At 37.8% G+C, this 25,536-nt stretch carries 20 protein-coding genes and 2 pseudogenes; 5 read left to right on the top strand and 17 right to left on the bottom strand.

Features of this window, described 5'->3' with window-relative positions:
- Positions 1 to 58 precede the first annotated feature (58 nt).
- A complete protein-coding gene (locus P4S61_RS22120) occupies positions 59 to 256 on the top strand; it encodes a LysR family transcriptional regulator (RefSeq protein ID WP_337119216.1) in 198 nt (65 codons plus the stop codon).
- 50 nt (positions 257 to 306) lie between these two features.
- Entirely contained in the window at positions 307 to 492 is a 186-nt protein-coding gene (locus P4S61_RS22115; RefSeq protein ID WP_337119215.1) for a hypothetical protein, read from the top strand.
- Between the two features lie 583 nt (positions 493 to 1,075).
- Here P4S61_RS22115 and P4S61_RS22110 read toward each other — a convergent pair.
- From P4S61_RS22110 to nhaR, 5 genes and pseudogenes are all read right to left on the bottom strand, one after another.
- Positions 1,076 to 2,476 carry an AAA family ATPase gene (locus tag P4S61_RS22110; RefSeq protein WP_337119214.1) on the bottom strand — a complete coding sequence of 467 codons (1,401 nt, stop codon included), beginning with the start codon at positions 2,474 to 2,476 and terminating at the stop codon, positions 1,076 to 1,078.
- The gene (locus P4S61_RS22105) at positions 2,436 to 3,047 is read right to left on the bottom strand and encodes a reverse transcriptase domain-containing protein (protein WP_337119213.1); all 612 of its coding nucleotides are present in this window, start codon (positions 3,045 to 3,047) and stop codon (positions 2,436 to 2,438) included. The genes P4S61_RS22110 and P4S61_RS22105 overlap by 41 nt, the downstream gene beginning before the upstream one ends.
- A gap of 25 nt (positions 3,048 to 3,072) precedes the next feature.
- A complete protein-coding gene (locus P4S61_RS22100; RefSeq protein ID WP_337119212.1) occupies positions 3,073 to 3,396 on the bottom strand; it encodes a hypothetical protein in 324 nt (107 codons plus the stop codon).
- Between the two features lie 513 nt (positions 3,397 to 3,909).
- Positions 3,910 to 4,212, bottom strand: a pseudogene (locus P4S61_RS22095) (alpha/beta hydrolase family protein); the annotation flags it as partial.
- A 304-nt stretch (positions 4,213 to 4,516) separates the two neighbouring features.
- Positions 4,517 to 5,410: a transcriptional activator NhaR gene (gene nhaR, locus P4S61_RS22090; RefSeq protein WP_145238972.1), complete on the bottom strand. Its 894-nt coding sequence runs from the start codon at positions 5,408 to 5,410 to the stop codon at positions 4,517 to 4,519.
- A 108-nt stretch (positions 5,411 to 5,518) separates the two neighbouring features.
- Between nhaR and P4S61_RS22085 the strand changes: the two genes are divergently transcribed.
- Positions 5,519 to 5,830, top strand: coding sequence for a hypothetical protein (locus tag P4S61_RS22085; RefSeq protein WP_145238975.1), 312 nt, complete (start codon positions 5,519 to 5,521; stop codon positions 5,828 to 5,830).
- A 190-nt stretch (positions 5,831 to 6,020) separates the two neighbouring features.
- Here P4S61_RS22085 and P4S61_RS22080 read toward each other — a convergent pair whose 3' ends face one another.
- The 3 genes from P4S61_RS22080 to P4S61_RS22070 all read right to left on the bottom strand — a co-directional run bounded on the left by P4S61_RS22080 (position 6,021) and on the right by P4S61_RS22070 (position 9,702).
- Positions 6,021 to 8,363 (bottom strand): S9 family peptidase, encoded by a 2,343-nt coding sequence (locus P4S61_RS22080; protein WP_337119211.1) that lies wholly within the window; start codon positions 8,361 to 8,363, stop codon positions 6,021 to 6,023.
- Between the two features lie 196 nt (positions 8,364 to 8,559).
- Entirely contained in the window at positions 8,560 to 9,201 is a 642-nt protein-coding gene (gene tmpT / locus P4S61_RS22075; RefSeq protein ID WP_337119210.1) for a thiopurine S-methyltransferase, read from the bottom strand.
- A gap of 9 nt (positions 9,202 to 9,210) precedes the next feature.
- Complete coding sequence (locus P4S61_RS22070) at positions 9,211 to 9,702, bottom strand: DUF2938 domain-containing protein (RefSeq protein ID WP_337119209.1); 492 nt, start codon at positions 9,700 to 9,702, stop codon at positions 9,211 to 9,213.
- Positions 9,703 to 9,802: 100 nt separating this feature from the next.
- Between P4S61_RS22070 and P4S61_RS23060 the strand changes: the two are divergent.
- Positions 9,803 to 10,692 (top strand): annotated as a pseudogene (locus P4S61_RS23060) (LysR family transcriptional regulator).
- Here the strand turns inward: P4S61_RS23060 and P4S61_RS22055 are convergent.
- From P4S61_RS22055 to rmuC, 3 genes are read right to left on the bottom strand one after another with little or no spacing between them, the layout of a single operon-like run.
- Entirely contained in the window at positions 10,689 to 11,267 is a 579-nt protein-coding gene (locus P4S61_RS22055; protein WP_145238987.1) for a DJ-1/PfpI family protein, read from the bottom strand. The pseudogene P4S61_RS23060 and the gene P4S61_RS22055 overlap by 4 nt on opposite strands.
- A 16-nt stretch (positions 11,268 to 11,283) precedes the next feature.
- Positions 11,284 to 12,195 carry a hypothetical protein gene (locus tag P4S61_RS22050; RefSeq protein WP_259397117.1) on the bottom strand — a complete coding sequence of 304 codons (912 nt, stop codon included), beginning with the start codon at positions 12,193 to 12,195 and terminating at the stop codon, positions 11,284 to 11,286.
- A 5-nt stretch (positions 12,196 to 12,200) separates the two neighbouring features.
- The gene (rmuC, locus tag P4S61_RS22045) at positions 12,201 to 13,670 is read right to left on the bottom strand and encodes a DNA recombination protein RmuC (RefSeq protein ID WP_182819645.1); all 1,470 of its coding nucleotides are present in this window, start codon (positions 13,668 to 13,670) and stop codon (positions 12,201 to 12,203) included.
- 215 nt (positions 13,671 to 13,885) lie between these two features.
- Here rmuC and P4S61_RS22040 point away from each other — a divergent pair, with 215 nt between their 5' ends.
- A complete protein-coding gene (locus tag P4S61_RS22040) occupies positions 13,886 to 14,434 on the top strand; it encodes a hypothetical protein (RefSeq protein ID WP_182731205.1) in 549 nt (182 codons plus the stop codon).
- Here the strand turns inward: P4S61_RS22040 and P4S61_RS22035 are convergent.
- The 6 genes from P4S61_RS22035 to P4S61_RS22010 all read right to left on the bottom strand — a co-directional run bounded on the left by P4S61_RS22035 (position 14,431) and on the right by P4S61_RS22010 (position 24,935).
- Positions 14,431 to 16,062: a tetratricopeptide repeat protein gene (locus tag P4S61_RS22035; protein ID WP_337119207.1), complete on the bottom strand. Its 1,632-nt coding sequence runs from the start codon at positions 16,060 to 16,062 to the stop codon at positions 14,431 to 14,433. The two genes, P4S61_RS22040 and P4S61_RS22035, sit on opposite strands and share 4 nt — an antisense overlap.
- Positions 16,063 to 16,219: 157 nt before the next feature.
- Positions 16,220 to 17,020, bottom strand: coding sequence for a serine/threonine-protein kinase (locus P4S61_RS22030; protein WP_337119206.1), 801 nt, complete (start codon positions 17,018 to 17,020; stop codon positions 16,220 to 16,222).
- On the bottom strand, positions 17,004 to 17,993 hold the full coding sequence (locus P4S61_RS22025) for an FHA domain-containing protein (protein WP_337119205.1): 990 nt from the start codon (positions 17,991 to 17,993) through the stop codon (positions 17,004 to 17,006). The genes P4S61_RS22030 and P4S61_RS22025 overlap by 17 nt, the downstream gene beginning before the upstream one ends.
- Before the next feature lie 1,166 nt (positions 17,994 to 19,159).
- The gene (locus tag P4S61_RS22020) at positions 19,160 to 22,306 is read right to left on the bottom strand and encodes a DEAD/DEAH box helicase (RefSeq protein WP_145239006.1); all 3,147 of its coding nucleotides are present in this window, start codon (positions 22,304 to 22,306) and stop codon (positions 19,160 to 19,162) included.
- Positions 22,307 to 22,718: 412 nt separating this feature from the next.
- Complete coding sequence (locus P4S61_RS22015; RefSeq protein ID WP_337119204.1) at positions 22,719 to 23,681, bottom strand: transcriptional regulator; 963 nt, start codon at positions 23,679 to 23,681, stop codon at positions 22,719 to 22,721.
- Positions 23,682 to 23,696: 15 nt separating this feature from the next.
- On the bottom strand, positions 23,697 to 24,935 hold the full coding sequence (locus tag P4S61_RS22010) for an AAA family ATPase (protein ID WP_145239012.1): 1,239 nt from the start codon (positions 24,933 to 24,935) through the stop codon (positions 23,697 to 23,699).
- Positions 24,936 to 25,536: the final 601 nt, after the last annotated feature.

Here is a 25,536-nt window from a genome sequence, read left to right as displayed (position 1 = left end):
CAGCAATAAGTAAGTTATACTCATCTATAATTAATTTTATTATTTGTGAATATCACTTATGCAAGTTTCACTACAAGCGCTTAAAGCCTTTGAATCTGCGGCGCGTTTAGGCAGCTTTAAAGCCGCAGCTGATGAACTATCGCTCACGCCAACTGCAATTTCGCATCATATAAATAACCTTGAAAGTCGATTAAATGTAGATTTGTTTTACCGGCAAGTTAGAAAGATCACCCTCACACCAACCAGGAATATTTAAGTGCAGCCACGAGTGACGGCTTTAACCGCATCGAGCAAGCTCTGGCAACTGTGCAAGCCACAGGCAGAGCCGTTAAAATAACCACCACCTCATCACTGGCCGCACTGCGCTTAATACCCGCATTGCAGGGATTATCTATAAACCAGCCTAATCTTAAGGTAGATATATCAACCAGTGAAGCCGTTGATAAGCAATTACACACCTGCCTATTCGCTTTAGCGAACGGCACAATATAAACGTTGATGACATTATTAAAACCGAGCAATTTAACGTATTCGGCTCACACAAAGCCGCTGATATCCCATGGCAAAGTGGCCCTGTTACGCTGTATACCACAAAATGGAAAAACAATGCTCTAAGCGAGCCACCACTTAAACAATGGCTTACGCAAAACAACTTAGATCCTGCGTTATTTAGTATTAAGACATTTGATCAAGAGCTATTTGGCATTCAAGAAGCCATGACAGGCTCAGGACTGGTTTTTTGCTCAACCACTCTTGTGCAACGGCTATTAAATACCGAGTTACTTAAACACTTTAATACTCAAACGGTTGAATCTGAGTTTTGTTACTACGTGCCTAATAAACAGCGTTTTCAAACCAGAGATACTCGCCTCGTTTTAAAATGGGTAGAAGGGCTGTTGAATTAGTGATGCTAGTTAGATTAATAGCGGCATAATTTCACAGTTTATTGTGAATTTAGGTGATTCCGAGTCTGTTTTGACATTAATTCACAGAATACTGTGAATTTTGAAAGACCTTAAAAGATAGAGAAATAACTGTACAGATATAGATAGAAGCAATATCCGTAGTTAAATCATTACTCTCTATTCAAAAAGTTTTGTAAATAGTCAGCCAATAATTGCGATTCTTCACCAGCCTGCTCAACTACTTTTTTATAGAGCTCTGCTGGACGAAAAGAAGGACTTCGATCAACAGTTAACCATTTCCAATAAGATTTAGATGCACTTTTAGCCTTAGAAGATTCGGCATAAGGCGGTAAAAAATTATCAGGGAATAATGTTTCTCTGTGTAAGTATATAAATAACTCAAGATCATCAATCCCTGAACTAACAACGTTACTTTCTCCCCTATAAGAGCGCATAAAACGAGGGTATGCATCATTATCTAGTACAGCCAAAACATTTTCTGCATTTGAAAATAACTCATCTACTTCGTTTTTCATTAATAGGGTTTTTAATTGATCCCAGCCACCGACACCAATAACTTTGTACTCATAGTCAGGTTGTATATTAAAACACTGAATAATAAATTGTATGAATCCCTCTAATACGGGGTCTTCTGTAAGAATGTATTTATCAGACCCTTTAAAGCCATATAAATCAGAATTTATATAACCAAATGATTTAGGCTCTAAAACTAACTTACCTTGAATGCTTTCTAAGTAATACAAAGCACCATCAGGTGTTTTTTTCATTAGTGCCAAAGAGTGAGAAATGAGTATTAATTTAGACTCTGTGCCCTGTAGAATCTCAGTCAGTGAGTTATACAAGTTCACTTGTGCGACAGCGTCTAAAGCAATATCAACTTCATCAATAATTATAAATTTTGCGCCTGTTTTGATAAAGCGGAAAAGCTGAATCAGGAAAAATTCACCTGAACTAAAATGATCTTCTCTTAAATAATAATCGTCATCTTGTGGTATAAAATAATACTTAGTTCCCTTTACTCTTGTTTCGCATAAATTTTCATACCTATGGCTTGATGCCTGCCCATACACTGAAACCAAAAATGCTCTGAGCTCATCAGCAACTTTATAGTTTGAGGTAGCAATATTAGTTCTCAAATCTACATCGACAGCTGATACATCCGAATAACGCCTAAAGCGGTCACCAAATGGAACTGGAAGCTCTGCAACCACTGTATTCTTTGCAGGTAGTACATTTTTAGTATCAAGCGCTTTTAAGTGTTTGTTATATTGAAATATTACTTCAGGATGATGACTTAAATGAACCGATATTTCACTTGAATCACTGATAGAGCCTTCACTAGAGGTGTGTGTAAATACTTTAGGGTCATAAATTTGCTTGAGCGCTTTAACAATCGTAGTTTTACCTATACCGTTCTTTCCTGTTATAACGATCATTTGTTGTTCAGAAAAGTTAAATTCCAGCTTTAATGATTGAAAGCTCTTAACATTTTTTATTGATACTTGATGCTTAGTCATTCCACTTATTTTCCAAGAGATCAGTAATTGCATAAGCTCCATATTTGCGTTGCAACTTATTTATATATCTTGGCTCAACAGATTTTGCATAATGAAGTAAGCCAAATAAAGACTGTTCTTTTCCTGCGAAATGCTCTTCCAAATAATCTTGAAAACGCAACTTATCCGTCACGAAATAATGAAGAGCCACCTCCAAATGGTTTTTATGTTTTCGACTAATAGTTAATGTTTGGTACTGAGTAATAACTAATCCAAGAATCGTAAATGGCTGACCTATCGTATATATTCTAGTTTTATCGAGATTAACTTCTAATTGTCCGTTTGTATTTTGTGAAATTAAGCTCTGTAATTGGGTTTGAAGCTCTATTAACGGCTCACGAGTTTGACTTGATACAATTAAATCATCTGAATACCTGGTATAAGTTAAGCTATGCTTTTTACAATAATCAGCCATTGCCGAATCAAAGTGGAATAGTGCGGCATTACTTAATTTAGGGGAAGTTACAAAACCAACAGGCAAGCAGTCATTCCAACATACTAATGTAACTATTCTAGGTATGTAATGCTCAATATCAGCAATTGGGATATTTGAAACATTTGCCACTAATATTTTTTTACATCTTCAGAATTTACGTTTGAAAAAAGCTAACAATATCAGAAACTAAAAAATACTTGCTATCTACATGCGATTGTACAGCTGTCATAGCACTTCTTTCTTTGATATACGAATGTACAACATCATCATTTATTTTTAAGTGTTGTAAAATAATTTTATCGATAAAGCGGAGGAATGTTTTGAATTTGTCAGATACTCGGATTACTTTTCGTGGTTTTTCTTTGCCTATGTAAAACTCTTCCACCTCGTTCGATAAATCTGAACCAAGAAACTCTTCAAATAATTGAGGGTTATGAAACATAGTATTAAAAGCTTTCTCTAAGCTTTTTAAATGCATTAAAATCTCCTTAGAAAAACTATGAATTTACCATGTAAATTAAACATAACTACACATACAAATCGAATCAACTTTATGAGTTTTAGAGGTTAGATTTGAAGCAAGGCGCAAGGCAAGAGACTTATTTCAACTAGCTGCCTTTATCGAACCGAATCGTTGATAAAGGCAACAGAAGAAACATACCTATAGGCATTTAGGGACCAGCATATTGACTGGAGATACTCCGAGTCGCCAGTTCTTTCATTATAAAAGATCCCTATAATTATGCAATCTATTACAACATAAAAGGCGTAACGGTCAGATAATGAGGTACATCTTACTATTTTTATTTATCCAGATAACTGTCATTAACTGGAGCTCCTATGGCTTGGCTCGCAACCCAACAGTTGCCAGAAAGCTTTGTCCTTGAACCTTTCCCCTCAAATTTTGCAAACCCCCGATACATTTTGATTAAAAAAGCCACACACCTTTTGTTAGTCTGTGGCTTTTTAGTATCTAAACTAACTAATCAAATTACTGATTTAATAAGTTCTTTTCAAAAAAATCGGCCATCATGGTGTGATAGTGCAAGGTAGTGCCTTTGCCTTCTCGTAAGCTATGTGAGCGATTTGGATATGAGAAAAACTCAAACTGTTTGTTGTACTTAACAAGTTCGTTAATTAAACGCTCTGAGCCTTGATAATGTACATTATCATCGCCTGTGCCGTGAATAAGCAATAGTTTACCAGTTAGGTTTTTCGCAAAGGTAATTGGCGAGGTGTTGTCGTAACTCTCAGGATCGGTCTTTGGGTTACCTACATAACGCTCTTGGTAGAGCTAAAGTGGTCAGCTAGAGTGGTCAAATCTTGACTTCAGACATTGTAACTCCTGACCGTCTGTAAATGGCACTTTCCAATCCATCGATAATACCTTGCGGCTCGGTTAGGTTTAATTATTTTTGCTGGGTTTGTTGCACTCAATCCAATCAATACTCAACTAACTTAAACCTTTTCCCTAGCACCTTTACCTTTCACCTCGTTGTGTAAACCCCCATTACGACTTGATTAAAAAAGCCACACTTCAGAGCAATTAAAGTCTGGCTTTTTAGTGTTTTAACGCGTGTAAAGCTATTAGCTAAAATTTACGTCATTTGGGCATGCTTAATAAATTCATCGTAAATACTGTCTTTAATTAGCCTGTCGGGAGTAAAGGCATAATAATGCTGATAAACATTATTAATTGTACCAATATAGCTAACGTCATAATGGCGCTCAACTTCGGCTCTGACCAAAATAGGCGCAGGGAAAACCCCAAATCCTTGCTCACCCAATGCTTTCATTAATGCGCTGTCATCAACATGGCCTGCTATTGATACTTCAATACCCTGTTCTTGCAGCCAATAATGAATAGCACGTGTGACTGGGCTTCCTTTTGCAGGGAGAATTAAAGGCTTATTATTAAGAGATTGTGGAAACTGTTTATATAATTGCGAGTGCCATGTTGCATTGCCAAAGAGAGCTATTTGGCTTTTTCCTATTTCATGACAAAAAGCCTTAAATGGTAATGTGGTATCAAGCGGTTTATCAGCTAAAACTAAGTCGAGCTTATGAACCGTCATTTGCGCGAGCAGCTCATCTTGCTGACCGTCAATGCAATGTAAGTTTGTAATACGCTCGTTATCAATTAAAGGGGCTAGCCACTTAGAAACTAATGATTTTGGTAATACATCCGAAATGCCTACTTTTAGTGTTCGTGACAATTGCGCAATATCACCTTGGGTAGTTTCTAGCCATTCATGGGCAATAGCAAACATATCATCTGTGTATTGCTGAGTGACATGGCCAAACTCAGTTAATCTTAGCCCTCTGCCTTGGCGAATAAACAGTGGCTTACCTAATCGTTGCTCTAAGTTGGTAATTTGAGAGCTGACCGTTTGCGGCGTTAAGTTGAGTACTTTACTGGCAGCAGCAATACTGCCGTGCTTACTCACTTGCCAAAAATAGTATAAGTGATTGTAGTTTATGTTGGTTATCATTCGAAAAAACCTGTCTTTAAATCAGAAATAATCAGCTTTATCCTTTGTTACTAAGTTAGTAGATTACATCCATGCCTGCAACACAGGTGCTACTAAAGGTGTAATTGCATGAAGCTAAAACTTACGGTTAAAAACAAAACAATTAACTCAAGTGAAAAAATGTCAATTTTGAAATTAGTGAAAAGCCAGTTGGCAAAACATGCTTTAAATATTCGTAAAGTAGATATTCAAATTAATGATCTATTAAACGAGCGGCTGGGTACTTTGCAGCAATGCAAAATCAATATTCTTCTACCTGGTTTGCCAAGCATAAATGTAAATACCAAAGGAAGGAACATGCTACAAGCTATAAAGCGGGCACTAAAAAGTTTGCAGCAAATTCTCGTTAGTAAGTATCAACCTTCGCAACCAAGCTCTTAATTTTTCTTAATATCGCACTTGTAGTGGCACGGATGCTACTTTTTTATTTGCGTAAAGTACGTTTAACACTAAAACGACTCAAACCTTTGACCTTTAACTTTATTTTATAAACCTCACACCATTTTGATTAAAAAAGCCACACACTAACTGTTAGTGTGTGGCTTTTTAGCATCTAACTTTTTTAAAGCGATTACTTATTCAATAAGTTCTTTTCAAAAAAATCGGCCATCATAGTGTGATAGTGCAAGGTGGTACCTTTGCCTTCTCGTAAGCTATGTGAGCGATTTGGATATGAGAAAAACTCAAACTGTTTGTTGTACTTAACAAGCTCGTTAATTAAACGCTCTGAGCCCTGGTAATGAACGTTATCATCCCCTGTGCCGTGAATAAGCAATAGCTTACCGGTTAGGTTTTTGGCAAAGGTAATTGGCGAGGTGTTGTCGTAACTTTCAGGATCGGTATTTGGGTTACCCGCATAACGCTCTTGGTAAATAGTGTCGTATAAACGTATATCTGGCACCGGTGCTGAGGCAATACCGACTTTGAACTTATCGCCATGGCGGAACAATAAGTTAAGGGTTGAGCTGCCACCGCCTGAGTGACCCCATACACCAACACGGTCGGTGTCTATTACATCCCAGCGTTTTGCCATGGCATCAAGCGCATCAACTTGGTCTTGTACAGTGACTGAGCCGATTTTTTTATAAATCGATTTACGCCAATCACGGCCTTTTGGTGCGCGTGTGCCTCGGTTATCAACCGATGCCACAATAAAGCCTTTTTGTGTTAGCAGTGATTTATACAAGTAGCTGTCGCCTTCAAAGCGGTCTTGCACTGTTGAGCCCCACGGTTCGCCATACACGTAAAAAACGATTGGGTATTTTTTACTGTTATTCATGTTTTTAGGGAACATAATGTAGCCGTCAAGCTCGGTGCCGTCGCTCGCATTCACTTTAAAGAACTCGTGGCTTGGTAAGCTTTGCTCAGCCAGTTTTTCTTTCAGCTCTTTATTTTCAACTAAGGTTTTAACATTACTGTGATCGCTTACTTTAATGATCTCTTTAGTTGGCGGCGTGCCAAATTGTGAGTAAGTGTGCATTGCCCATGAGGTATCTTTAGACATGTAATAGCTGTTTGAACCTTGAAATTCAGCAGGCGTTACGCGTACAGGTTTACTACTACCATCCAAAGACGTACTAAATAAATAACGTTGACCTGCATCGTCTGGCGAAGCTGTAAAATACATCACGTTCTTATCTTCGTTTAGCGCCAGCATATCAACAATATCGTAATCACCTGGGGTTAAATCGATAATGGTTTTGCCATCGCGAGATATACGATAAAGGTGACGCCAGCCGTCGCGCTCGCTGTGCCAAATAAAGAACTTACCATCTTTTGACCAGTTGGCTTTGTAAAACCACTCGATAAAAGCATCGTCTTTATCTTCTAAAATTTTGGTCAATTGCTGTTTTTGCCAATCGAACAGCCAAACCTTGTTGTGGTTTTGCGGGCGATTTAAGTCTTGGATCATTAATTCCTTGCCGGTGCCTGCCCAGCTAATACGAGGAATATAGCGGTCGCGGTTATCGCCTTCAAGTTTGGCCCAACGGGTTTTCTTATCAGCAAGGCTAACAACCCCCACGCGTACTGCCGAGTTAGTTTCACCGGCTTTTGGGTAAGGAAACTCTTTTAAAGTAGGGTAAAGCTCGTCGGTGTTATTGATCATGGTGAAAAACTTAACGCCGCTGGTATCTAGCTGCCAATAGGCGATTGATTTGTTATCTGGGCTCCAACGAAAGCCATCAGCAATGCTGAATTCTTCTTCGTAAACCCAATCAAAGTTACCATTAACGATTTTAGCGCTGCCATCGGTTGTAAGCGCTGTTACTTTGTTGCTGCCAACCGCTTGCATATAAATGTTGTTATCACGCACGTAAGCTACTTTTGAGCTGTCTGGTGAGAATTTAGCAAACATCAGTTTTTTAGGTTCTGGTTGCTCACCGCCGAGTTGCTGTAATTTATTGGTTTCAAGGTTTAAGAGCCAAAAATCACCACGGCTGCGAGAGCGCCACACTTGCTCGCTATTGGTAAATACCATCAACCATTTACCGTCTTTTGACCACTGGTAGCTTTCGATTGCAAATGGCTCATCTGCGCCCTCTGGCAGTAGTTTTTCAAACTCAACTAGAACTTTGCGGCCAGTACCATCGGCGTTGTAAAATACAATGTCGTTGCCTTTTACACCGTGCTCTTTTTCGTCATCTGCTTTGGCATTTTCAGCGTCGTCTTTTTTATCTTTTTCGCTTTCACGTTCTTCAAGCACGGTGTAGCCGGTGCCATCATCAAGCCATTTAAAGTAAGTGCTACGCTGCGCTTTGAAATATTTATCTTTATAGATTTGTTCAAGCGACAGTGGATTGCTAATTTGATTCATCGTTGTTGTAGCCGTGACGTTGTGTGTTACCGAACAGCCTGATAGCGACAGCCCAGCCAATACCGACAGGACAAGCCCTGAGGTTTTGATTATATTCATTATATGATCCTAAAAGTGCTGTTATTAGTTATTGTATTTGTTCAAATGGTTGAGGAAGTGACAAAATGATTCGCTCGTAAAACTGAGCAAGGTTAACTACAGATACTTTAGCAAAGTTTGCATATAAGATCAGAACGTTCATCGCAAGCATTCATCCATTGACCCCAAACATTACATGCAATATACAACATAAAGTTTAATCTTTTTTGTTTAACTGCCAAACAACTATATTTGCCGATACAACGCCTTTAACTCCATTCGCAATAGCTTCACATCTAATTAGTTGTAGCGAATAAGCATGGTGATAGTGATCAAATACCTCTTGAGCGCTAATACTGTATGGTGTGCCATCGCGTTTAGACTGATCATATACACAACAAATAAGTAGCTGTGGTGCTTTTTGTGTGATCATCACTACATGCCTGCTATATTTTTTACGTAGTGTAAAAGGCAGGGCTACTAATGATCCGCGATCATATATAACATCAACAGATCCAAGTAAGTTGGCGGTTAGTGCAAAAATATCTCCCACCCAAATAGCCAAATTATCCGCACTATACAGTTTAAACTTGTCGTGCACCGTTACTGTAGGTGTAACATTTAAAGAGCCAAATAGTTGTTTAATGGCGCTTTCACAGAGCTCAACGCCCACAACCTGTATATTCTGCTCGAATAGCCATGCAATGTCGTTTGTTTTACCACATAAAGGCACGAAAACTCGGCCATTTTGAGGAATTTTCAAGTTAGTAAAATAACGATCTAAGTATGGATTTACTCGGCTTTCATGAAAACCAATATCATTGTTTTTCCAACGATTTAACCAATAATCAGCAGACATAGTAGCTCCTCAAAATAGCAATAAAACAAGCGAGCTGATATAAATTCCTGCACCAAATACACAATGTGATACACAGCTTTTAACTCTGGCCGACGCTGGTCTTGGCGTTTTACTCGCAGCAATACCCAGCCCAAGCGCAGGTTGCATAATAAAAAAAGGCATACATACTGTGGCTAAACCAAATATAAGGGCGGGTATTAGGCGGGGGGATACTAGCCAGTCATTTGACATAACCAATAAAAAAGTAAAACTAAAAATAACGCCTATTACATAATGGATAAACCAACCGATTGCGCATTCGCCTTTTTGCGATGGCGCTTTGTTTATTGCTGTATGTTTAAATTGACCACTTCGAATCAAGCTTATCCAGCGACCGACCATACAAAAGTTTAAAGATGGCACGCCAAACACTTTCGCAAGTAATAGCGACCAACTATCAAGCACTGCTGTTGCGCCTACACCGATAACAATAACAGCTACCCAATTAATACTGTGTTCCATAAAAATACTCTTTAACAAGAAAACCTAAGAGCAATGATATAGACTTACTAAAATGTTAAATATAAAGCTTTAATCAAACTTAAATTGCAAAAGTGGAATCATGCTAGATGATATAGTGCTGTTTGTGCACATAGTACAACAAGGAGGATTGTCTCAAGCGGGGGAGTATTTATCGCTGCCTGCGGCAACAGTTACGCGGCGTTTACAGCGCCTTGAATCTCGCCTTGGGCAAAAACTGCTGCATCGCTCTGCACGCCAATGCACACTCACACAACAAGGACAGGTGTACTATCAAAGTTATGCCAACTTAGTTGAGCAATTTGAACAAACTCGTTATCAACTCAATCAACAAAAAGAACAACTTAGTGGTAAGCTAAAAGTGCTCGCGCCACTGAATATCTGTCATGGTTTTTTAAAGCCGATGTGGTTGTCGTTTTGCAAGAAATACCCTGATATTCAGTTGGAGCTGATTTTAAGTAATCAACTTGACGATATTATTAAAAACCAAGCTGATTTAGCGCTCAGGATCGGCCCTCAAGCTGATTCGTTATTACAGCAAAAAAGCTCGCAGAAGCCGACTCTATCTTAGTCGCATCACCTGAGTACCTAACAAATGCAGCGAAACTTGTTGAACCGAACGATTTAAAACATCACCGTTTAATTGGTACAACACTTAGAAATAAATGGCTATTAACGAACACGCAATCATGTGCTACTTACACACACATGTGCCGCTTTAAAAGCATTTATAACGATACTGGCTTTGTAAAATATCAAGTTGCGGATCATCAAGGTATCGGTTTGTTACCGCGCTTTGAAATTATAAATGAGCTACAAACAAAAGAGTTAGTTAGAGTATTGCCACTATGGCAAAGCCTGCCGCGAGAAATTTATGCCATTTGGCCAAGTGGTCGTTTACTTAGTAAAAAAGCGGTTTGTCTTAGAGATTATATGCATAACTTTATCAGTGAACAGTTACCGAACAGTTAAATTTTTTTGTGCCACTGGTACTGCATTTGTTTTGCCGTAAGCTCTGCAAGCTCAGGGCTCCCCAGCTCAGCAACTAATTGCAAGCTCATATCAATTCCTGCAGAAATACCCGCTGAAGTGGTGAATTTATCTTGTGATACCCAGCGCTTATTACTGATCACATTTAACCGAGGGAACATATTAGCGAGATCCGCAAGATCTTCCCAATGCGTGGTAACCGTTAAGCCATCGAGTAAACCCGCTTTGGCCAGTAAAAAAGCGCCTGTACACACTGAGGCAACTTTAGCAGTAGCACCAGCGGTTTCTCGTATCCAGTTTATTACGGCAGGTTTTTCAAGTTCAACAGTGTGTACACCACCAACAACAATGAGCAAATCAATAGCGGGGTGATCAACAAAACTGTAATGGGGGTTTACACTAAAACCACCGCGCGCCATAACAGGTGTATTGTTTTCAGCAATAAGACACACCTGCCAATCGTTATTAGCGAGTCGTTTAGCGGTACTAAACACCTCGAATGGGCCTGAAAAATCCAGCACTTCGGCATCATCGTAAATATAAATACCAATGTTCATCGCTTGCTTGCCTTATCTACTTTGCTTCATTCACGTCAAACAGTAATTTTAACCACCTTAAATCTTTAGCATCTAAGTGCGCTTGTTTATGTAGCGACGAGTCATCATAAACTTCTTTATAAACATGACAAATAGCTGCTTCAGTCAGCTCTCGCCAAGTATCATTAGCTAATTCAGGAATAGATCCATCAGCTAAGTTAAAACTAGTTAAGGGATCATGTTCCGCTTCGGTTGTTCTTAATGTAAGTGCTAGTTCTTGTAAAATAGGGTTAATAACTTGCACTGTATTCGAGGCTTCAAACTCTTGTATTATACTATTTTGTGCTTCTTTTACTGCTTTTTCGAGCTGATACTGTGATAACTTATCGCCAGATGCGCGTATACCATATTTATTAAATAGCCCAGTAAAACTAGGTAAGACCGCTTTTGCAGCAATCGCCGCACCAATAGCAGGGTTTGCAATGGCAGCAAGGCCGCCTACTAATAACATGCCATAAGTAAGCTTTCGATCTAACGCGTCGATGTCATTGGCAAGTGATTGCAAGGTGTTAGTGCGCTCTGCAGCTTGCTGTAGCATTATTTCATTAGTACTATTTAACATGTACAGCCTAAGCCCAGCTTCAGCATGCTCATTAGGAAAATGAAAAATGCGCCGCTTGGGTAGATTATTCACTTCTGGTACACCGTTAGGTAAACAACGCATAGTATGTAAAGCAAACTTATACTCTGATAATTCAAAAGGAATTACAAAATAGTGCTTTTCGTCAAATGATATCGGACTTACTTTTCCACAATGTTCTAACGATATGAAAATAGGTAATCCATTGACCTTTTCTTTGGCTAAAACATAGCCTTTATTAAGCTCATCAGTAAACTTATCTGATACCGATTTTAGCGTTGCAATTCCTTTGTTTAACAGCTGTTTCATTTTCTCTATTGATCCAATTCAAGGTGAGCTCTCTCAACACTTTCCTGAGGTAACTCTTTTTGCACCGACACCCCTAACTCTTTAAATTCAGATGCTTGTTTAATTAAATTGCCTTTTCCGCGATATAACTGCGAAAACGCTTTGTCATAACTTTCTTTGGCTTTATCTAGTTGCTTACCAACGCCTTCCATACTGGTTAAAAAGCCGTTGAGCTTGTTATAAAAACGTTCGGCGCGGTTTGCCAATTCTTTGGAGTATTTAGTTTGCTCCTCAAAGCGCCATAACTGTTTCACGATATTTAAGCTGGTTAAGAGGGTAGTGGGGGTGGCAACCAGAATGTTCTTTTCTATCGCTTGTTGGTAAATATCACTTTGGTATTTAAGGGCTTCAACAAAAGCTGATTCTATCGGCACAAACATCACCACCACTTCAGGAGAGTTAAGCCCAGGTAAGCGATCATATGATTTACTCGCCAGCTCATTAATACGCGCTTTTACAGCCTCAACATGCTCTTTAATTGCTTGTTGAGCCTGCAGTTCATTATCTGCATTTACGTAGCGAGTGTAAGCGTTTAGCGAAGTTTTAGCGTCAATCACTAAATGCCGACCTTGAGGCAAATACACCACCACGTCAGGGCGCAGGCGGCCTTCTTCGGTATTAAACGATACCTCGCGTTTATAATCAGTACCAGCGCGCAGTCCTGCGCTGTCTAACACGTTTTCAAGCATGAGTTCGCCCCAATTACCTTGGGTTTTCTTTTGCCCTTGCAATGCGTTACTGAGCCTGTCTGCTTGCTCAGTGATTGCTTGGCTTTTCGCTTGTAGATGTAATAACTCTATTTTCAGAGCTTCACGTTGTTTTACATCTTCAACATGAATTGATTCCAATTTATCCCTGAAGCCTTTTAGCTCACCTTGGACAGGTTTTAACAGCTGCTCAATACTTTCTTGATTAAGGACTTTAAATTTTTGCGATTTTTCTTCGAGTATTTGATTAGCAAGGTTTTCAAACTCTTTTTTAAGCTGCTCTTTGCTTTCTTTAATATGTTGTAACTGCTGCTCAAAATGGCTTTGCTTTTGCTCAAGCATAGTGCGCATATTATTGAGCTCAACATCACGGGCATTGTATTCGCTTCGTAGTGTTGTTAAATCAGCTTCAGCCTTGCGCCAATAATGATTGTATTGCTGGCTTTGCTTTTCTTGCTCAGTGAAGCGGGTTTTATAGTGCTGAGTTTCGTCGCGTTGTTCTTGGTGGCTTTGTTTAAGTAAATCGTGTTCATCTATCAAGGCAGTATATTGCTGCTGTTTTTCATTGGACTGTGTTTGCAATAAAGCTAGTTGTTGCTGCTGCTCACTTAGCTCTGCTGTTAATCGCTTACTACGGCTTGCATTAATAACACTAAAAAGCACCGCGCCAACACTAAAACCAATTCCAACACTTACCCAATCAATGTCTGTAAGTAACTGTATATACATAAATAAACTTTAATTAGCCAAAAGACAGTTCATGATAGCCAATCTAAAAATACCAAGATAGGTTTTTTTACTTTTTTATGACCCTAAAAATTATTACAGGACATTACAAAATACTCATCTTAATTCGTTATATAAACTATTTTATTCTACACTCAGAATAATTATAAAAACCAACAAGTGGTTTTTACTTATACAACAATACAAGGACTGAAAAAATGAACGAAATCAATACCCCAAATATTGAAGTGCAATGTAAAGCAGATAACTACTTTTCCGTTAAAACTTTAACTGTTTTACCTCATACTCAAGAAAATTGGTTAACGTTTTTCAATAGCGAAACAAACCCAACTGAATCACTAAGTGTTTTATTTAATAATGCTAAAAATAACGATGCAAAAAGCATTGAGAAAAAACAATATGTAGAGCTTATTATCAGCCTAGATCCATCAGTGGCTGCCGATTGGGAATTTTATGGGAATGGCGTTGAATATTGTGGTGCAGATAGCAATTGCCAATATAATATCTCTACCGAGATCACAGATGGCAACACTTTAGTTTTAACAATTGCTCAAGTAGAACCAACCTACGAATTTTTAGGTGTTGATAAAGACAACCTTGAAAAAGTTGTTGAAGTAACCGAAGGCAAAGAAACTGAGTATTTACCTATTTCGTTTAGGTATACAGCTAAACACGTACCTTCGGGCAAGATTTATATGTCACAAGATCCAAAAATTGTTGTTCGTAGGCCAGGGGCAACTCTTTAATTTAAAACACTAGCACAACTAAAAGAGGAGTCATATTGCTGCAATAACGCAATAAACTCTTCTTTTTGGCACCAAGATTTAAACCAGGGTAAATTAAACCACATCGGGTGATAACCTATCGCTAATGACTTTTCTATATACATTAACGCTGACTGATATTCACCAATCACACTATATACAAGCGCTGCAGTGAACACATATTCATTGTGATCTGACGCAATACTAATTGCCTTATTTAATGCTTGTAAGGCAAGTTTAGCTTCGCCAAGTTGGCTATATGCTTGCGCGACTTCTAAATAACTATCAAGAGTTAGTTTATCTTGCGTAAGCTCAACTACCTTTAAATAATTTGCGGGGTATGATTCACTAAGCCCTAAAGCCTTTTCAATATCAGCTAGGTTAAGGCGAAAGCTGATATGCTCTGGGTTTATATCAACCGCCTGTTGGGCAACTACTAATGCTTGCTCAAACTCTCCTTGTAACGAATACGCAATACTTAAGTTACTTAAATCTATGCTATCAGGTTTAATCTCAATAGCCTGTTTATATTGCTTTATTGCAACTACTAATTCCCCTTCGGTAAGGGCAATATCGGCCAATAATTGATTTGCCATGTAGTTTTGAGGACTTACGTTTATAACTTCATTAAGCAGCTGCTTTGCTTCTTCAATTTGACCTTGCCACCACAGTACTTGCGCCAAATTCTGTTTTATAATTGGGCTGACACGTATTTTTAATGCAAGTTCAAACGCCTGTTGTGCTTCAGGCAACTGATCTTGTTGTAAATATAATAAACCCTGTAACTCATAAAGCGTTAATGTATTAGCTCCAACTTGCTCAGCTTTAGTCAAGTACTGTTTAGCCGCTAACCAATCTTGTCTAGCAACCGCGATCAGCATTGCATTTTTAGCAAATGCAGGGGTGTTTTGATACGCAGTTGGTGAGTTAAAAAGTAACTTATTGGCAATATCTAAATACTCTGTTTGCTGTGATTGCTGATACAAACTCAGTGCGACTTCACGTAGTAACTCATAATTGGCATATAACTGCGGGGTTTGTTCAATAGCCTCTTTAATACGCATAAATAATTGCTCAGTGTAATCACCTACTTGCTGCACTTTTTGATAAAGCTCTATATGCTCAATTTGTACTTCGTCACTAAGTTGCGCCATTGCAATATATTTACTATCAAAATCAGGAAAAAGAGCTGTTAATTGCTGACTGCTTGAATGGTACATTTGACTATAGTTATCAGTAATAATCGGCCATTGCTTGCGCGCTTTTACCGTCCAATTTGGCGCCTCGAGCCGAACTAACGTTAAATAGCATTGTGGTTGCATACAATTAAGCTCAGCGGTCACCACTTCTTGTGCTCCCGTTGCTTGCTTTAATTTATGTAACTTATCTGCAAAAGTAAGTTTAGCCTTGCCGCTTTGTACAATAGGCGCAACCTCATCCTGCGAAATAAGATTTAACTGCTTACTATTAATAATACTTTGCCTAATAGCATCATCAATTGTGGCTTTGAGCATATTTGTATCTGCGGATAACAGTGCGGCTGATTTTACCACCGGAGGTAAAAATGCAACATAGTGCTCTGCTGGTTTATGTACTTGCAGCTTATACATTAATCCTGTTGCAACCACGGCTATGCAAAGCAAAGTCCCTAAAAAAACAGTCTTTTTAGGCGGTTTTTTTGTAATGCGAGTTGCTCTAGTGGAACTGTGTCTTGCGCCAAAATTTCTTGCTGTTTAATAGCTATAATAACGGCTTGTAACTTACGCTCTACACTTTGAGCATCAACAGGGCGGCGGTCTTTTTTCGTTGTAATAATTGATTTAGTAAATCACATAATTCATTAGGTAACTTGGGAATGATCTCATGTGCATTACACGCTTTACCGTTGGCAATATTATTAGCAATCGTTTGCGCAGATCCTTCACCAAATGGATGACGGCCACTAATAAACATATAGGCCAGCATACCAAAAGAAAATAAATCACTGCGAAAATCTAACGGCTGTTTATTAAGCTGCTCAGGGGACATCGCACTAGCACTGCCAAAACTGGATTCATCACGTTGCTCACCAAGCGGCTTATTTTGTAATGTTGCAATACCAAAATCGGTGATTTTCAATTCATTTTTATCAATTAAAATATTGCTAGGTTTTAAATCACAATGCATTACATCTTGACTATGGGCATGGGTTAGACCAGCACACAGTTGTGCTAATAAATTAAGCTTTTCGGAGAGTGTGGTGACGTGCTGATGTTGAAACTGCTGTAATGTTTTACCTTTTAAGTACTCCATTACAATACAAATTTGCTGCTCATACAAAAGTACATCGTGTATTTGTACAATATTTGGGTGATTTAAACGGGCAAGCAGCTGTGCTTCAACCAAGGGATCGCTATGTTCTACTGAGTGCTCAGTAGGCTTTAATAATTTAATCGCAACATAGCGCTTTAAACGTGTATCCTCTGCAAGATACACACTTCCCATTCCTCCTTGGTTAAGTAGCTTAATTAATTTATAGTTAGTGATGACTTTATTAAATTTTAATACTGTTTCATGCTCTAACGACATCCGAGGTACTCTCTAATTCACACCCTTTATAAATCATAAAGGATGCACCAGCAAACCGCACTTTTCGCAATTGTCTTTCGATTATATTTTCAGCATCATGAACATTGACTAGAACTTCTGAAAACTGCTTACGAGCACGATGTATCTGTATATTTAAATAGCGCATGTCGACACCTAAATCTTTCACTAATTGCTCCGTATTTACCCAACCTTGGTTAGCTGGTAATACTCCTTTTTTAGCATCTAAAGCTCTATAGCGCGCTAAATTTAAGGTTAAATAGTGATGGCAGCGAACATGCAAATCAAAATCTTTATTATTATTGTGATGTTGAACTTTTAATTCTGATGTTTCTTCGTCCAAACTTAGGTTAAAAATAAAGTCTAAATCACTTATATACAATTGTGGTACAGAGCTCATCTGGGTTGCAACTTCCAGATGGCTAGAAAGAAACATCCATTGTTTGCCACCTAAGGTAATAATACTATGATCTTCTAAGACTTCTCGTATCGTAAACTCATCATCGTGTAATGATTCTAACAACCATTGGCCGCTACTTTGCTCAAAAACAACCACGCTATCAGGTTGCTGCTCTGGCAATAGGTGGTAATGATTAAGCTTAATTGTCTCGGTTGTTTTACTTTGCTCGTCATCTAACTTAATTAATTGATCTGTAGGTGGACTGAGATCTTTAACTACATAAGTAACCTCTGAATTACCGGCAAAATAAATCTTATCGCCAATACTTAATTCTTCAGAGTCATCCTTCACCAAACGCTTATGATTTAACCAAGTACCATTCAGGCTTAAGTCACGGATATACCACTTCCCATTCAACCACTCAATAATGGTGTGTATTTTCGACACGCTTAGATCGTTGACAAGTGTATCTACAGAATATTGAAACCGCCCAAAACTATGATGCGCATATAAAAAACAATATTCGCTTGTATGTTTATTAATTAAATAAGCCATTATCACTACCTTTAAAGAATGACGAGGTATGTGTCTAACTATTGATATTACAATCAATTCTCCATAATAGACACAACCAAATCAAAATGAAACAAAAAATTAACATTTAATGAATTCATAGATTTATCCGCAAACAATTGCGGCCAGATAACAGTATTTTAGAAATAAAAAGGCAAAATAAACATTACGTACTATTACAGCAATCTTTTATTAAAGGGATAAGTAAAAAGAGTGAAATATAAAAAAAGCCAGCTTAAGGTAAGCTGGCCTAATATTACTAAAATAAGTAACTAAAACTTGGGAATCAACATGATGCCTGCGGAAACTACAATTTAACAACAAGCATAATAGTAGACGCCCCTAAGTTAACTTAGTTCAAAAATAAATTTAAATTTATTGAAATAATGCAGCAGCTCACAATTGCAGGCATAAAAAAGCCAGCTCAAGGTGAGCTGGCCTAATATTACTAAAATAAGTAACTAAAACTAGGGAATCAACATGATGCCTGCGTTGACTGCAATTCAACAACAAGCAAAAGAGTAGACGCCCTCAGGCTGCTTTAGTTCAAAATCAATTTAAAATTGATGAAAACAATACTGCATGCGCCAAATAGCAGGCATAAAAAAAGCCAGCTCAAAATGGGCTGGCTCAATCATTACTAAAATTAGTAACCAAATAGGGAAATCAACATGATGCTTGCGTAAACTGCAATTCAACAACAAGCAAAAGAGTAGACGCCCTCAGACTACTTTAGTTCAAAATAAATTTAAAATTGATAAAAATAATACTGCATACGCCAAATAGCAGGCATAAAAAAAGCCAGCTCAAAATGGGCTGGCTCAATCATTACTAAAATTAGTAACCAAATAGGGAAATCAACATGATGCTTGCGTAAACTGCAATTCAACAACAAGCAAAAGAGTAGACGCCCTCAAACTACTTTAGTTCAAAATAAATTTAAATTTGTTGAAAATAACTCGTGAACCAAATAGCAGGCATAAAAAAAGCCAGCTCAAAATGGGCTGGCTCAATCATTACTAAAACTAGTAACCAAATAGGGAAATCAACAATGATGCTTGTGTAAACTGCAATTCAACAACAAGCAAAGAAGTAGACGCCCTCACGCTAATTTAGTTCAAAATAAATCAGGCTAATTTGAAATAATGCTAACTTTTTATCAAAGAAAGCATTTGTTGTTCGTCAAACTTTGTAAAACTCATTGATTTTTCAGTAAATAATGCATCAACAAGCGCTTGCTTATGTTGTTGCATTTTAAATACTTTTTGCTCAATTGAATTCGCCATTATCAGTTTATAAACAAAAACAGGATTTGTTTGACCGATTCGATAAGCACGATCTGTCGCTTGTTTTTCTACTGCTGGATTCCACCAAGGATCGAAATGGATCACAGTGTCCGCCTGAGTAAGATTAAGCCCTGTACCGCCAGCTTTTAAACTGATCAAAAATACCGACGTTTTACCACTGGTAAATTCTTCGATCACTTTATCGCGATGGCGCGTTTGCCCTGTAAGCAGGCTGAAATTGATCTCCAATGATGCTAACTGCTGCGCAATAATATCTAATGCAGAAGTAAACTGGCTAAAAATAATAATGTTACGACCTTCGCTTAACATCACTGGTAAATGGCTACTCAACCAGTCAAGTTTTGCACTTCTAGCTGAGGTGTGTTCGTCAATCAAACGCGGGTGACAACATATTTGTCGTAACTTTAATAACGCCTCTAAAAAGGCTAATTTGCTCTTTTGCGCGCCTTGGGAAGCAAACAGGTCGACCATTTTCTCTTCTAGAGAATCAGTAATGCTTTGATAAATATCTTTTTGCTGTGCTTCGAATTCAAACTCTTTGATCAACTCTGTTTTCGGTGGTAGCTCTTGTGCTACTTCAGCTTTAGTTCGACGTAAAATAAAAGGCAAGATCAGTGATTTAAGCTCTTTAGCACGATCACTATCAGCGTCACGCTCAATCGGAGTCTGAAAATGCTGCTTAAAATGAGCCTGTGAACCAAGCAAGGAAGGCATTGCAAAATCTAACAATGATTTCAATTCAAATAAATTGTTTTCAATCGGTGTACCACTTAAACATAAGTTAAATTGAGCATTTAAACGCTTAACTAAACGAGATACTTGCGCACTGTCATTCTTTATATACTGCGCTTCATCAAGGATAATATTCTCGAAATACAACGGTGAGTAGTAAGCGATATCACGCTTGAGTAATGGATAAGTAGTAAGAATGCAATCTGCCTGGGCTAAATGTTGTAATTGCTCAATCCGCGCGCTACCAAATAGGGTCGTCACTTTAATACTACTGGCGAATTTAGCCATTTCATTTTGCCAATTACTTACCAAGCTCGTTGGACAGACAATTAACGTTGGGCCTGCTTGCTCTCGTTGCCGTGCGTTAGCTAAAAATGCAATAACTTGTAAGGTTTTGCCTAATCCCATGTCGTCGGCTAGTATTCCGCCTAACTGATGGCGTTTTAAGAACTGTAGCCACTGAACGCCTTGCTGTTGATACTCGCGAAGCCGCACGCCCGCATTCAAGCCATGTAACACTGTAGTGGCAGTAGTTGGTGCATCTAGCTCAGCTAAATAAGACTCTAAGCTGTCGTCGACTAAGTTAACCGCAAAACAGCTCATCTTTATTAAATGCACTAAAAATGATAAAGGTATAAGTAATTCATCGCGTGTTTTTATAAACTCAAAACGATCTTTAAAATCAGTAAGCGTATCAAAAGCTGGTTTTGTTATTACTCCAAACTGTTTACCATTTGCATAATAATAAAAAAGTTCGCTTTGACGATTAAGTGATTGAAATTCTGAATTATCATTTGCTAATACGGTGGCAGCTTTAGCGTTTGAGATCATTATTTTACTAACAATTTGATGACCTTTACCACGTTTAACATCCAAGCTGACATTAGTGATTGATTTTTTAATCACTAGTTTTTTATCAGTTACCTTCCAACCACGCTGACGAAGTTTAGGCAAAACCTCGTATTTAAACCAATGCTGATGAATAACTGATTGTTTATTAAAAACAAACTCATTTTGTAAAGCCCCTTTACATAGTTCAAAGCCTAAATTTGTGAGCTCTGTGATAACGGTATTTTCAAGCGATGCATTGAGAATATTTGCTGGTGCTGAGTTTGGAGCGTAATTACCATCTTGATAGTTAAAGGTAAGCGTAAGCTTTAATTGGTTATTGCTATTACTAACATCAATAACCGCGCAAGTATCTGCTACCCGTTTTATTTTTTTACGTTCAGATGATTGGTAATGGGGTATCACACCGTCACCAAAATTTGCAGCTAATTGCTTATAGACACGATCAAAATTAGCTGTATGAATGGCTGGGATCGCTCTGATATGAGCAACTTCTTCACCACTTAGTGGCGTACGTAAACGGCCTATGCGTAGTGACTCTGTATCAAGGTAAGTTGGTGGTGTGGTTTTAAGTAAGAACCAGGATTGTTTACCCGTTAAACTTACATTTAATTGAATAAGATCTTTTTTGTGTGACCACGAAAAACTCAGATCTTCAGCACTATCAGCTTTAATCGACTGACGAGAACGCCCAAAAAACAAACGCTGAGAAGCAATCAACTGCTGTAATGCGTTAAATCCCCATTGCCCTCTAAGCTCTAAATTACCAAGTGCATTTTGAGAACGGATCCAACTGTATAAACGAAAATCAGTTTCGAGTAAATCGGATGGTGTTACAAAACTATTAAGCTGCTGATCAGTAAGGTTTCTACCGAGGGTATACTGATGTTCTGCAGAGAAAGCGGCAATTTTTGGTGTTAAAATAACCCGATTGTTTTCTACATCAAGCACAAATAAAAGTACATTTTTAGCTTGTGCTGACTGGTTTTGCTTAAGTGTTGTTAGCTCTTCAAACCAATCATTCATTATATAGTCTTGGCCGTAATCACCAGAATGATCAATCTTCAGCTTTAACAATACAGCAGCCAAGTGGCGACAGTTAGTTTTGGCATTACATGAACAGTGTCGATCAACTGCAAAACCATTGGCTAACTTCTTTATCTCTATGTGTTGGGTAAAAGTACTGCCTTGATTTCCAAACACCGAGGCATCAATGACAGAGAAATCATGATTATGCTCTAACCAGTTAATTTGACCATTTGCAACGTACTCTTTTGCTTTACTGAGCACATGAGGCTTAAACAGCTGTTTAATAAATCGTTCAGATAAAGGAAATTGAGTCGCTTGCTCTTGCTTGATCTCTTCAAAAATAGCGAGTAGGTCATTCTTAGATAAGTTAGCAGACATATTGCTCAGGGCAGTAAAAAATAAAAATAATTTTACCAGTATATGATTTATCGGCGTCGAGCTAAAGCATTAAAATGATTAAAAAGACTGGTTGGAGCTGATAAGTTAGTAAAAAAATGATCTCAATACAAAAACAGCTGAATTTAATAGTTAAACACAACTAACCAACAATAAACCCACAAGTTATAAACATATTGCTAATAATTAAGCGCGTTTACAGATCACATTTTTACTAAGCTATAAAAAAATAGCGGTAAGAATGAAAAATATAGCTAATCAGTTAGTAAAAAAATGATCTATGAGCTCAATAGTAAGGTTTATTGATATTTCAGATCATTATTTTACTAACAAAACACAGTTTGGGATCAGAATTTTACTAACAAAAAAAGCCTTTAGATCAGATTTTTATTAACTAGTTAAATGCATTTAATAACTTAGTTAGCTGTTCTAAGCGCTTGTCAGTCATCACTTTATTATCAATTTTGATTGATAAATCACCACTTTTTAAATTACGTTGCAAGCTAATGTAATTATTTTCTAGTAGTGCTTCTCGACGTTGAGTTGACTGTGGCTCAGCGGTAAGCAATTTAGTGATCGCCATTGCACGCTTATCATCACCAATAATCTCATCTAAGCTATTATCGTGTGTCAGATGATTTACTTGCTGATTAAAACTATGCTCATCACGTTCTTTTGCTGCAATCAGTTTTTTAGCTACTTCACGGCCAACATGATTCGCTGTTGGATAAAGGGCAAGTACAGCAGCAGGAAGCTTCTCAAAGGCTTTAATTGCATCAGCAATAGCTGTATGCGATACACCTTCAATGGCGGCTACTTCACGGTAAGAGCCTTTTTTTCCCTGTGCAACTAACTCATCTTTTGTTTGTTGATATGCTTGGCCAAGCTCCCAGAGGCTCGGGGCAATATATTGGTCTGACGATACCGCTAAAATCTTAGCATCTAAATCTGTAAAATCACTCGAACTAAGAACCATGTAGTCAGCATTGCCGATTATACATGCCATACGACGACGTGAGCCGGCTAATACCAGCGTTTCATCACCTTTGTCCCAACATAGGGCGGGGTGTTGGTTACGACCATCCTCGGCTATTGCAGGGAGTATATCAGCGACAGACTTTTTATTGAGTAATATTTGAACACGACGATTTTTTGCGTACACCTTGGTGGTACTTTCTATTTCAGCATGCGGGATCACTTTGCAAACGAGTATGATCTGACGATTAGGATCACTTGGTGCAGGCATTTTGATCACATCGCCTGCGTTTGCTTGTTCTAGTAATTCATCAAGATTGCTATTACCAATTGAAGTAGCAAAAGGATCTAAGCTGGTGTCATTTTTACGTTTTTTAGCCATTTTTTGTTAACTACCTTACTTAGTTTCATTCAATTGAGATTGTGTTGATTGCCAGTTTGAACGGATCAGCATTTCTAATTCATCAACAACATCTTTTATATTTTCTTGAGCTCTGATCAGTGATTCTCTACTTGCTAAGCTGTCAGATGTTTTTTGATCAAAAATAGTATTGAATGACGAAGAGCTCGCTGTAATTGCCGAGCTGTGGTTAATTGGGTAACTCATTACCTGACGACCAAATGCACTGCGTACATCTTTAACGATGTCACGCTGTGAATGATTGCCTTTTACGTAATTAGTTACTAAAAATTGCATAAAGTCCCAGCCTTCATGACCTAAAGATGCAACGGTATGATAGATCTCGCCTAAACGTTTTAAATATTTGTTATTAGCATCGAAATCAACGGCCTCAGGATGCACCGGGATCAGCATTGCCGTAGATGCCATTAAAGCATTATAAAACATGAAGTTAAGAGATGGAGCTGTATCAATTAAAATGATATCGAATTGATCCTTGACCGGATCAATAACTTTTTCTAATAGTTTATGGTAATGACGGGTTTTTTCATAACTTGAACTATCTTTTAGCAACGTTGCAGTTTCATGTTCAAAGTAAAAGTCATCCATACCAGAAGGCAAAATGCGTATATTTGGGATATGCGTAGGCAAAAAAGCATTTGTAACAAGTTGCTGCCAAGTTTCATCTGGATCTAAATCAATGCAATCTCGCATTAAATCACCGACCGTGATCGGTTCAGGTTCACTGGGTGGGAAAAAACTTGATGATGACCCTTGCGGATCTAAATCAATAATACCAATACGGTAACGTTTAATGTTAGTCGTAGCTAGGGCTGCAGCAATATTTACCATACTGGTTGTTTTACCACAGCCGCCTTTTAGAGAGTTGATAACAATAACTTGTAATTTATCGTCAACATTGCGGTGATCTGGCTGAATATCCATTATATCTGCCATAGCAAATATATTTACCAAAGTGTAAGCGTAATGGCCGTTTGCACCGCGTTTGATGTTTAGCTCATCAAAATCACCATTGTCATGGCGGCGTTTTAAGGTACGATTGTTACAGCCTAACAGATCTGCTGCTGCTTTTTGAGTGTAAGTTCGAAGCTCTTTTTCTTCAGATTTTAAGTGGGCACGATAATGCTGAATACGTCCTGCTAATGATTTTTCTGCGACTTCTGCAGTTGCTTTTAAAAGCCGATAGGTGGATAGCGCATTATTATGAATTGACATACTTTATTCCTCAAAGTTAGGTATTAAGTATAATGTCCATTCAATTGACTGTAAACAACTATTTATGACGACATGGCTTTTAATAACAAGACATTTAGAATTAATTTGTAATTTTAAAATTGCTTAGTATAAATAAAGAAGTTTAAAGGTGGTTAAATATATAAGGTAGTAAAGGTTAAGGGCATAAAATACACATCTAAGTTTTTGATATATATAAATAATAGTAAAAAAAGTGGATCAGGTTTATACTTGGTTAAGATCAGATCTTTAGTAACTGACAGATCGTAATTTTACTAACTCTGAATCTGAGACTTAAGTTATGCACAGTTTGAACACAGGTTTACGCACAAAAACCGCTGTTGAGATCAGTTTTTTACTAAGATAATTAAGAACTTATCCACTTACGATCGGGATAAATAGGCTGTTCAATTAGTATAGATCTGATCTGTAGTAGGTATAGATCAGATCTATGCTAACTGATTCGATGATTATCCACAGGCATTAGTAAAAATTAGATTTATGTCGTGTATTTTTGGTTAAAAAACAAAAATAGACGGACAAAAATATGCGTGAGTTAGTAAAATTTAGACTTATAACCGTA

The sequence above is a fragment of the Pseudoalteromonas sp. B160 genome, from assembly GCF_037162485.1.
Taxonomy (GTDB): Bacteria; Pseudomonadota; Gammaproteobacteria; order Enterobacterales; family Alteromonadaceae; genus Pseudoalteromonas; species Pseudoalteromonas rhizosphaerae.
This window is presented reverse-complemented; position numbering and strand designations above follow the sequence as displayed.